We start from the raw sequence: 10,136 nt of genomic DNA, 5'->3' as shown, positions 1-10,136 counted from the left end.
TTCTTTCCTTTCCATAATTAATATTCGTACAGCTGTGCATCACGCGCTGGAATGATAGGAGGGGACCACTTTCATGGCACTGTCATAAAGTAACATTAGATCCCAGATACAAATGTCATCTACTTTGGATGACAAGAAAAGACCACTTGAGTGACAGGAGAGGGTGTCATTTCAGCTAGCAGTGCTCCCTATCGCCCTTGTTCTCACTGGTTAACTACTTATTATTATACCACTTAAATAAGATTAAGGCTTATTACATGTCTTGCGCGTTTTCTCTGCATCTCTAATTTTACTACTTGAGTCTTCAAAAGGAATTACCTTGGTTGCTTGCATTACTTCCTCCACATTCTTGCTACTTTTCAAGTGACCAAGATATTCTCTAGTTGTCATACTTATTTCTTTTTTATCTAGATGATCTTGGAATTTTTTGCTACTTAGATTCATATTAGCATTAATAAGTACCGGTACGCTACCTTCTACATGAATTTTGGTTCCAGAGTCATATAACTGTACCCTGGATAGTTTTTGACCATTAATCTTAATAAGACCAAGCTCTTTATATCTTGTTCTGCTAGAAGTTGATGTTCTGTTTTAATTTCTTTTGCTAGAATTTGTTTACCTTCACTGGGCAGTAGATTATTAGCCTTATCGACATCAAAGTGTTTAATAAGCAAACCTTCTTTCTTTATTTTATAGCCAGCAGATTCTATTCCTTTTTCTACAATCTTATAAACTGATCGACACTTTTTAATTCAGAAATAAACGCTGCGTTATTGTCAAAATAAGTATAATTATCATCTATTCTGTAAATCGCAACAACGTGATTACCTATTACCAAGTGAATGGCAAAATTGCCTTTAATTCCAGCCATATAATTTGATAAATCACCAAGCGTTTTATAGCTCTGAGCATGAAATAAGTTTAAAGACAGGCTATTCGTAGAAAAATCTAACTGTCTCTCAAGTTTATCAAGCAGTTTACTAAAAGCAAAAACTTCTGTTTTTTTCCTCTTTAGGTACCTGCTTACCCTGTACTATACGCTCGTAAATTTCTGCGGAAGTCTTTAAGTTGCTTAAAAATGATTCACCGCTTTGTGATAGTAAAGCCTGAGATAACCCACAAGTGGCAGCAGTACACTTACCATTAATTTTAACATTCCTTGTTTTAAAAGAAGGCAAGTAGAGACCTTGTTTTATTGGTTCAATCAATGCATCTTGAAAATTATTTGATATAAGTTGCGATAAATGTAAATACGCTTTCTGTTGTTTCTGATAAAATTGTATTGAACAGTCATCATTACTATTATCATAATCCCTCCCTACCATGAGCTTCCCTTCTTTGTGATTCGTAAAAAGCCTCCGGTTAGACTCTGCTTGTTCGTAAATCTTCGTTCCTAGCATCCACATTAGCTACCACTATTCCCGTTCCTACCCCTAGTAACGCCATCACTCATGCAGCCTCTAGTACTGCTCCTACTGTAGCAAAGAACCCGCTACTATAATGGGCCCTAGTAGATTACCATTGTCTTAAGCCATAAATCCTCCAAATAACACTAGTTCTTTAAGTTTACAATAATTGTAACTAGATTATGTAAACTTACTATCTATAGCACAAATATTTTCGACTACAACAACTTTTTTGAAATTGTGAATTTGAATTGATGGTAATTTTTATGCTGTTACACTCTGAGTTAGCCAGTAACTACTCTATTTCTGCCATTATTTTTTGCTTTATATAGGTATCTGTCAGCACGTACTATAAATTTTTTAATATTATCAAGATCAGATTTTTGCATTTCTGCAACTCCAATGCTCACAGTCACACTATGAGTCGTGTTTTCGCCTGAGAGCTCAAAAGGTTCTGTAGCGATAATTTCACGTATTCTCTCTGCAACAGTGTATGCATCTGATATATTGGTATCTGGCATTACAACAACAAATTCCTCACCACCAAACCTAGCTAGCAAATCCGTCACTCTGATATTTTCAGAGATTCTCTTCTGCATTTGCTTTAAAAGTTCATCCCCAGCACTATGCCCAAAATCGTCATTTACTACCTTAAAATAGTCTATATCAAGTATCATAAGAGATAATCTTCTATCCTTCTCTACAGAATCTTTAACAATGTTTTTCAAGTGCGTATCAAAATATCTTCTATTGTAACAGTTAGTTAGCGGATCCTTTATAGACATTTCTGCATTATTGAACAAGTTCATTCTCAAGGCATCTTGATACCTCTTACGTTTCACTTGTAAATTAACTCTTGCTATTAACTCACTCTCGTCCAGCGGTACTATTAAGTAATCGTTAGCACCCACATTAAGCGCTTTTACTAAATTGCTTTTATCATAATCTTCAGAGAGAATCAGAATTGGCGTGTAACGTGTCTCCACTTTACTGCGAAACTCAGAACACAAACGTAGGCCATCAGTTTGCGAAAATTGCATGTCGGAAATAATCAGGTCGTAGTTATCCTCAATACCAATTTTCAATGCCTCAGTTGGATCATTCAGCACTTTAATTGAACAAAAACGTTGACTCAGTACATTATATATCTGTTCTGCTTGAAAGACATCCTCATCCACAACAAGTATGTTAGCATTAAAAATCTGGTTGGAATAATCCATGATACTGCTTCCTGTTACCCCACCAATCTCAGCGTTAGTTTCTCCTCTCAAACGCAACTCATCTATTACCATCTTCAAACGCGTGAGGGATCTGATTCTTGCAGACAGAGCAGTTTCATCTATTGGTTTAGTTAGAAAGTCATCTGCGCCAGCATTAATGCCCTGCACTCTATCGTGAGTGTCGTGCAGCGCAGTCACCATAATTATTGGAATATGGGTTGTTAAGGGATTACTCTTTAGGCTCTTACAAACTTCAAAGCCATTTATTTTCGGCATCATGATATCGAGTAATATAATATCTGGCTGCTGCTTTGCTACCAAATCTACAGCTTCTTTACCATCATGAGCTACAATAACTGTATAGTACTCCGCTTTTAGTCGAGCTTCTAAAAGCTTAACATTAGATAGTACATCATCTACTACCAGAATCTTCGCTGTCATTACCTTTAGATGTATTACCTATATTGTAACTAGGATAAAACTTACCATCTTTACCAACTATATAATTTACCTTCTCGACACTATACTCTCTATACAAATCTTCGATTCCAGCATCTTTTAACAACTTCTTAACTCTCGACTTTGCAATCATAAAATACCTATGTATATTCCTAATAAGGTCAATAAACGTAGGTATTTTATTCTTATCGAGAACAACTATACTTACTAGTGCTACAACTAAAATTTCTGAAAGACCTATGTTGAACATTTTTCCTACGAGGCAAGTATTTCAATTCTTCTTATTATAAATATTAATTTACTTAAATCAAGCTTAGAAGCAACCATCTCATCTAAGAAACTATTGTAACGTTCTATGCAATCCGTATCATTGCAAGCCCAGGTTTGAACTTTATCTTCACAGTTACTGGTAGATTTTATAACTTTGACAGTTAGCTTATGATGATAATTGCTTAAATCATCCAATAAATCATTAATTAAGCTGCGGTCCCAATAAGAAGAATGACTTTTTATCTTGATAGCAATTGTTCTAATCAGATCGAATCTCAGTAGCGACTTTAACTCAAAGTATATTTTACCAGTGTCAAGAATAGGTAAAGATGTCTGCCCAGAAATGGATATAACGTCCAGTGCATAGGCCAAAATGCACAGATCAGCAACTTTTTTTGCTAGATCTTTATTTATATTAAGTTCCACTAAAGAAGCAGACCCATGGTGATAGACCTTCAATAGATGTTCATCTAAAACATCAGTTAGGTTCTGGCCTAAAGTCTCAATTGCATCCTTAAATTTTGTGACATCATCCAGCTCTATAGAGCCGAGTTTGCTGAGATTTTCTACTAACCAAAATGATACTCTACCAATAAACTTTTGCACATTTCTCACTATTTGCAAGTACGAGTTAACATCAATCTTGCCATCCAATTCATCAATTTTCTGCCACAGGTTATTTAAACTATATAAACGGTTAACAACAATATAAACATTAACTGCTTCATGCACTTTGATTCCAGTATTTTTAACTAGATTATTAATAAATATACACCCCATCCTATTCACTACATCGTTTGCAATGCAAGTGGAGATAATCTCTCTGCGAAGTTGGTGCTTCAATATGTAATCCTTAAACTCTGTTACCATTTTTTGTGGAAAGTAGTTTAGCAAGTAATCACGACACAAGGAATCTTTTTCAGGCAAGCTGGAATGTATAATTCCATTTTCTATTGCTGTTCTAGCGTAAGATATCAGGACAGAAAGCTGAGGAGAACTAAAACCCTCTGCTCCAGTCAACATTCTCGCTATTTCCTCATCAGCTGGAAGAAATTCCACACTTCGGTTTAGCAACCCAGATCTCTCCAAGCTGAGTAATAATCTGTGATGCTGTTCTAGCCTTTCCTTAGCTTGCAAGCACTCAAGAAGTAATGCTTTTGTTTCAATCCTGTTATGATCCTCAAGTACCTTAAATGCAACTTCGTCTACCATACTAGCTAGTATTTCGTTCCTTTTTTCTAAGGAAATGCCCCCTCCTTTCATAATCGAAACAAATGCAATTTTGATGTTAACTTCCAAATCAGAACATATTACTCCTGCCGAATTATCAACAAAATCTGCATTGATATATCCACCCTTCTCTGCATACTCTATTCTTCCAAGCTGCGTGCAACCGAGATTACCACCCTCTATGAACATAGAAGCTCTAATATTCTCACCATTCACTCTTAACTCATCATTTGCTTTGTCACCTACCATGTCATGGCTTTCACTTTTCGCTTTGACAAACGTACCAATTCCTCCATTCCATATAAAATCCACTCTTGCTTTCAACAGATATCGTATTAAGTCGTTTGGAGATAACGTATCTTCTGTTATGTCGAAACATCTTTTTATTTCTTGAGAAATGTTTAATTGCTTGCTACTGCGTTCAAATACCCCACCACCCTCAGAAATCAAATCTTTGCTATAATCCATCCAAGTTGAAAATGGCAACTCAAAGAGACGTTTACGTTCTGCGAAACTCTTTTCTGTATCAGGATTCGGGTCAACAAAAATATGCATATGGTTGAATGCGCCGATTAAACGCATATTTTTTGAAAGCAGCATGCCATTTCCAAATAGATCGCCAGCCATATCTCCAATTCCAACAACAGTTATATTTTGATAAATATCCCTATTCATTCTCCAAAAATGCCTTTGTGCTGCAATCCACGCACCTCTTGCTGTAATACCCATCTTTTTGTGGTCGTAACCTGCTGATCCGCCAGATGCAAATGCATCGCCAAGCCAAAAATTATACTCAGAAGCTATTTGGTTGGCATAATCAGAAAATGAAGCAGTGCCTTTATCTGCTGCAACTACTAGGTATGGATCATCTTCGTCATACCTGATAACATTTTCTGGTGGAATTATTTTACCATCAACTACATTATCAGTAATATCAAGCATTCCTCTGATAAAATTCTTATAGCACTCAACACCTTTCTCTCTTAAGATATTTTTATCCCTATAAACTTTCTTTATTATAAACCCACCCTTTGCACCAACAGGGACTATCACCGCGTTTTTCGTCATCTGAGCTTTCATGAGTCCCAAAACTTCAGTACGAAAATCTTCCGTCCTATCCGACCACCTTAAACCACCACGCGCTAGTTTTCCTCCTCTTAAATGTATTCCCTCAAAAAGGTTCGAATACACGTACAACTCACGATATGGACGCGGATCAGGCAAACCATTTATTTTACTTGAATCAAATTTTGTAGATAAATATGGTTTATCATCTTGATAATAACTGGTCCTTAAAATAGCCATTATCAAGTTAAATATCGAACGTATAACGTAATCATGTGAAACATTGCTGATCTCTTTTAGAAGCTCCTCAATTTTCTCTCTGAAGATGTCTGTAGTTTCTGCTCTATCAATATCTATACTAGGATCAAATCTTGCATGAAATAATTGTATCAAATACCTCACTATCTTTGGATACTCTGAAACCACTTTTTGAACATATTCTGGGTTGTATTTAAATGACGTTTGCTTTAGGTAAGCACTTAGCGTTCTAATTAGAAGTACCTCTTTCCACTCCAGCCCAGCAATAATAATCAAACTGTTGAAATAGTCATTTTTAATTTCTCTTCTAAACACTTTTGCAAGCGTTATCTCGAACTGCTCTTTCAGAGTAATGTTGTCTATTAGCTCATCGACCCTCGACAACACAAAATGGTGTATCCATATTCCACCGTTAATTTCTATGTAATAACCATTGTGAGATAGAATTTTCGCCCCCAAATTCTTAGTAATTCTCAATATCTTTGATAATTCAAGGCCGCCATTACTTGGAGTATAAACTTTTAATTGATAATTGAGATTGTCACGAGTAAGTCTTAAATCGACCTCACTCACTCTCTTTTTCCTTACTATCTCCAATTTCTTCATATCGTAATATGCGTCGTTGGGTTCGAAACTCTCTTGATAGCTTACCGGAAATGCCTTGCAATAACGGATAAATACATCCTCAATAGTACCGAAGGTATTATATAGGTTATCTATAAAACGATCTTCCCACTTTTCTGTAATGTTTCTCAATTTGTTTTCGATACGCAGAACTTCATCATCAAGAACACTAGCACCTTCAGCTTTTAGCACTACATGCAACTTCATCAAGTCATATTCGTTTATAATGTGATGGTTATAAATATCTGCACCTTTTGCATTTATTTCATCCTTCAATATGTCACGTATTTTGAACATTAACCTGGCACTAGCATAACGCATCGGCATCAACACTATGCAACTGATAAAGTCCCCCACCTCTCTTAAAAACAATTTGACTTTTGGTCTAATTGCAAGAGACATAATCGAAGTACAAATTTTAAACAACTCATCTTCATTGGACTGGAATAATTCATCACAAGAGAATGCTTGCAAGATAGAAATTAAAGCCTTATTGTTGTGGCCACCTGGTATGAATCCTGCCCTTTTCTCTATTATTTCAATTTTATCCTTTATTACCGGAATAGTTCGAATATCTTGAACTTCAGCTATAGAGGTAAACAATCCAAAAAAACTCCGTTCCTTTATCACGTTACCCTGATCATTAAATTCTCTCACTCCTATACAATTCATGTACGTACGCCGATGAACTATTGAAATCAGATCTGACCTCAATATGTATAAACAATCAAGATCAACACAAGGAACCAATACATTTTTATACTCTTCACTTGCTTTCATTAAACCAAGATTTTCCTTACCACTTGGAACGAACTTTCCATCTTCATCAGGAATGCATTCTTGATAACCTAAAAATACAAAGTTGTTATTCTTCAACCAAGCTAGAAAATCCTTTTCCTGGATCCCATTATTAAGTACTGGGATGACAGAAAGACTTGCCTCATCAAGCTTCTGCAGCATCAGATGCCAATCTTTTACAACGCAATTAACCGCCTTCAGTGTTCTGTGTAGAGACTCTTTTAGTGTATCAACAAAACTGTCACTTATGCCTTTAATAACCACGTATATCACCGATTCCTTGACACCATTATCATCTTCTAAATGGCAAATCTCATTAATAAGGCCACTTTTTCTTTGGATGTTAATTATGCTGTTGCTGTAATAGCATATAGTTAAATTATGCGACTTAATGGTGGCAATAATAGAGTCAACCAGAAAAGGCATGTCGTCATTTGCTACTTTAATTATAGTAAAATTGCCTTCTATCCCTGGTACATCATTTACATTGCTTACCATTAACTTACTTTCTTCTCTCTCTTTTTTAAAGATGAAGTTGTATGCGTCTTCTGCAATGTACAGAAGAAATTTATCATTGATCTTTAGGTCGCTATTATAGACAAAATTATAAAAGTACTTAATAAACTCTTTAACTCTTTCCTTTTCTTTTTGATTTTCTTGATTAATCAACTTAAATAAAGACTTAGTGTCAACATTATGCTCTACACACATTTTTTTCAATAAAAATACACAGTGAATTTAAATCCTTTTAACTAAGATTTCATTACTAAAAGTACACATTATTAGCTCATCGCCTTTCTATTGCATTACTTATGCAGCTCACCACAAGCGTTCCTGAACGGGAGTATGGAATTCCCCTACATAGTACTAAAGCAATATATAATACCCAGCTAAGGCCCTATGGTTATCGCCACATATATGATGCAAACTTTTTTTGATCAGGTATGAACTTCCTCTTTCAGATTATTATAATTCTTTGTTATTGCATAATTTCGCAATCAATGTCAATTATATAACAGAGGTTTCAAATTGACTTTTAATGTACTTCAGTCTATATAATTTCAATACCTTAAGTTATCAGATATGTCAGATTTAAAAACAATGGTGTTGAATTTTGGACCTCAGCATCCGGCTGCACATGGAGTGTTGCGTCTTGTACTGGAAATGGATGGTGAAGTGATCGAAAGAGCAGATCCACATATTGGGCTTTTGCACCGTGGCACTGAAAAGTTAATAGAGCACAAAACGTATCTCCAAGCTTTGCCGTATTTTGATCGTCTTGACTATGTATCACCAATGTCACAAGAGCACGCATATTCACTGTGTGTAGAGAAATTGTTGCAGTGTGAAGTACCAGTCAGAGCAAAGTATTTGCGTGTTTTGTTTTGTGAGCTGACCAGAATACTAAATCACTTACTCAATATTTCTTCTCAAGCACTGGATGTTGGAGCAATGACTCCTCTTTTATGGCTCTTTGAAGAAAGAGAAAAAATATTGGCATTTTACGAAAGGGCTTCAGGTGCAAGATTTCATGCAGCTTACATTAGGCCAGGTGGAGTAGCAGCAGATATACCAGAAGGTTTGATCGAGGATATTACAAAGTTCATAGAGCAATTTTCGCAGTATATAGATGACGTTGATGAGCTTTTGACAGAAAATAGGATATGGAAACAACGTACTGTAGGAATCAGTGAAATATCGATCAAACAGGCGCTTGACTGGGGTTTTAGCGGACCAATGCTACGTGCTGCTGGGCTTGCTTGGGATTTGCGGAAAAGCCAACCATATGAAATATACGACCAACTGGATTTTGATATACCAATCGGCCAAAATGGTGACTGTTATGACCGTTATTTGGTCAGGATGGCGGAGATTAGGCAATCTGTTAGTTTGGTAAAGCAGTGTATAGAAAAAATGCCCGAAGGACCAGTAAAAACTGAAGACAGAAAGATTTCTCCACCACCAAGAGCGGAGATGAAAGCGTCCATGGAGGCTCTCATTCACCATTTTAAGCTTTATTCAGAAGGGTATCATGTACCAGAAGGTGAAGCTTATGCAGCTGTTGAAGCACCAAAAGGTGAGTTTGGAGTATATATAGTTTCAGATGGCACTAATATGCCCTATAGGTGCAGAATAAGAGCGCCTGGCTTTGCGCATTTGCAAGCCTTGGACTTCATGTCAAAAGGACACATGCTTGCTGACATTGCAGCAATTATTGGTTCGCTCGATATAGTTTTTGGTGAGATTGATAGGTAAGCTATAGCTTGTTTGGCAGCAACCGGAGGTTAATAGATCTCTCGCATAATAAACTGATTTTGGCATATGAGAAAAAACTACTTGACAACCTTTGCCGTCATCCTTATTCATAGTATTGAAGCTATTGTTTATCTTCAATCCGTACAGATCAAACAACAAAAACTCAATGTACTTGGCGTATTGTTGTTTAATTTTTTCACTATGTGCACCTCATGCCTTTATAAACTTTCAAGGTTTTTACCTAGTATAAGCTAAAATGCGTTTATTAAAGCATTTAAGACAATAAAAAAATGCCAATTTAAAAGATAGATAGTGAATAACTAGCTAACTGGGTTTCTTTTGCCTTTTTTCTGTTTAGTGAATCTCTTAACATTTAAATTTAGGTCAGTTAAGGTTTAAAAGCAGCTAGATTAGACGTTTAGAATAAAAAAACACTAATTTATAAAGTTAATATAAATCACTAGCCACCAACTGGGTTTCTTTTGCCTTTTTTTCTCATTTGGCAAATTTCTTAAATATTTATTGATAAAGCAACATCATGGATCCCAAT

At 35.8% G+C, this 10,136-nt stretch carries 7 protein-coding genes; 1 reads left to right on the top strand and 6 read right to left on the bottom strand.

The genetic code is table 11. From position 1 onward, the window contains the following. Positions 1-243 precede the first annotated feature (243 nt). From IHO13_RS02705 to IHO13_RS02680, 6 genes are all read right to left on the bottom strand, one after another. Positions 244-444 carry a hypothetical protein gene (locus IHO13_RS02705; RefSeq protein ID WP_225538161.1) on the bottom strand — a complete coding sequence of 67 codons (201 nt, stop codon included), beginning with the start codon at positions 442-444 and terminating at the stop codon, positions 244-246. A gap of 274 nt (positions 445-718) precedes the next feature. Continuing rightward, complete coding sequence (locus IHO13_RS02700; protein ID WP_225538160.1) at positions 719-871, bottom strand: hypothetical protein; 153 nt, start codon at positions 869-871, stop codon at positions 719-721. A 109-nt stretch (positions 872-980) separates the two neighbouring features. Next, a complete protein-coding gene (locus IHO13_RS02695; protein WP_225538159.1) occupies positions 981-1,325 on the bottom strand; it encodes a hypothetical protein in 345 nt (114 codons plus the stop codon). Between the two features lie 365 nt (positions 1,326-1,690). After that, positions 1,691-3,067 carry a PleD family two-component system response regulator gene (locus IHO13_RS02690; protein ID WP_225538158.1) on the bottom strand — a complete coding sequence of 459 codons (1,377 nt, stop codon included), beginning with the start codon at positions 3,065-3,067 and terminating at the stop codon, positions 1,691-1,693. Beyond that, positions 3,039-3,335 (bottom strand): Sec-independent protein translocase subunit TatB, encoded by a 297-nt coding sequence (tatB, locus tag IHO13_RS02685; RefSeq protein ID WP_225538157.1) that lies wholly within the window; start codon positions 3,333-3,335, stop codon positions 3,039-3,041. The genes IHO13_RS02690 and tatB overlap by 29 nt, the downstream gene beginning before the upstream one ends. A 5-nt stretch (positions 3,336-3,340) precedes the next feature. Further along, entirely contained in the window at positions 3,341-8,041 is a 4,701-nt protein-coding gene (locus IHO13_RS02680) for an NAD-glutamate dehydrogenase (RefSeq protein WP_225538162.1), read from the bottom strand. Between the two features lie 372 nt (positions 8,042-8,413). Here IHO13_RS02680 and IHO13_RS02675 point away from each other — a divergent pair, with 372 nt between their 5' ends. Next, on the top strand, positions 8,414-9,586 hold the full coding sequence (locus IHO13_RS02675) for an NADH-quinone oxidoreductase subunit D (protein ID WP_225538156.1): 1,173 nt from the start codon (positions 8,414-8,416) through the stop codon (positions 9,584-9,586). Positions 9,587-10,136 lie beyond the last annotated feature (550 nt).

This window comes from Wolbachia endosymbiont of Mansonella perstans, from assembly GCF_020278605.1.
Classification (GTDB): Bacteria; Pseudomonadota; Alphaproteobacteria; order Rickettsiales; family Anaplasmataceae; genus Wolbachia.
This window is presented reverse-complemented; position numbering and strand designations above follow the sequence as displayed.

What these genes read in the sequence shown, in the direction of transcription:
- IHO13_RS02705 (WP_225538161.1), bottom strand. Translation starts at nt 444, where the DNA reads ATGAATCTAAGTAGCAAAAAATTCCAAGATCATCTAGATAAAAAAGAA.
- IHO13_RS02700 (WP_225538160.1), bottom strand. Translation starts at nt 871, where the DNA reads ATGGCTGGAATTAAAGGCAATTTTGCCATTCACTTGGTAATAGGTAAT.
- IHO13_RS02695 (WP_225538159.1), bottom strand. Translation starts at nt 1,325, where the DNA reads ATGGTAGGGAGGGATTATGATAATAGTAATGATGACTGTTCAATACAA.
- IHO13_RS02690 (WP_225538158.1), bottom strand. Translation starts at nt 3,067, where the DNA reads ATGACAGCGAAGATTCTGGTAGTAGATGATGTACTATCTAATGTTAAG.
- tatB (WP_225538157.1), bottom strand. Translation starts at nt 3,335, where the DNA reads ATGTTCAACATAGGTCTTTCAGAAATTTTAGTTGTAGCACTAGTAAGT.
- IHO13_RS02680 (WP_225538162.1), bottom strand. Translation starts at nt 8,041, where the DNA reads ATGTGTGTAGAGCATAATGTTGACACTAAGTCTTTATTTAAGTTGATT.
- IHO13_RS02675 (WP_225538156.1), top strand. Translation starts at nt 8,414, where the DNA reads ATGTCAGATTTAAAAACAATGGTGTTGAATTTTGGACCTCAGCATCCG.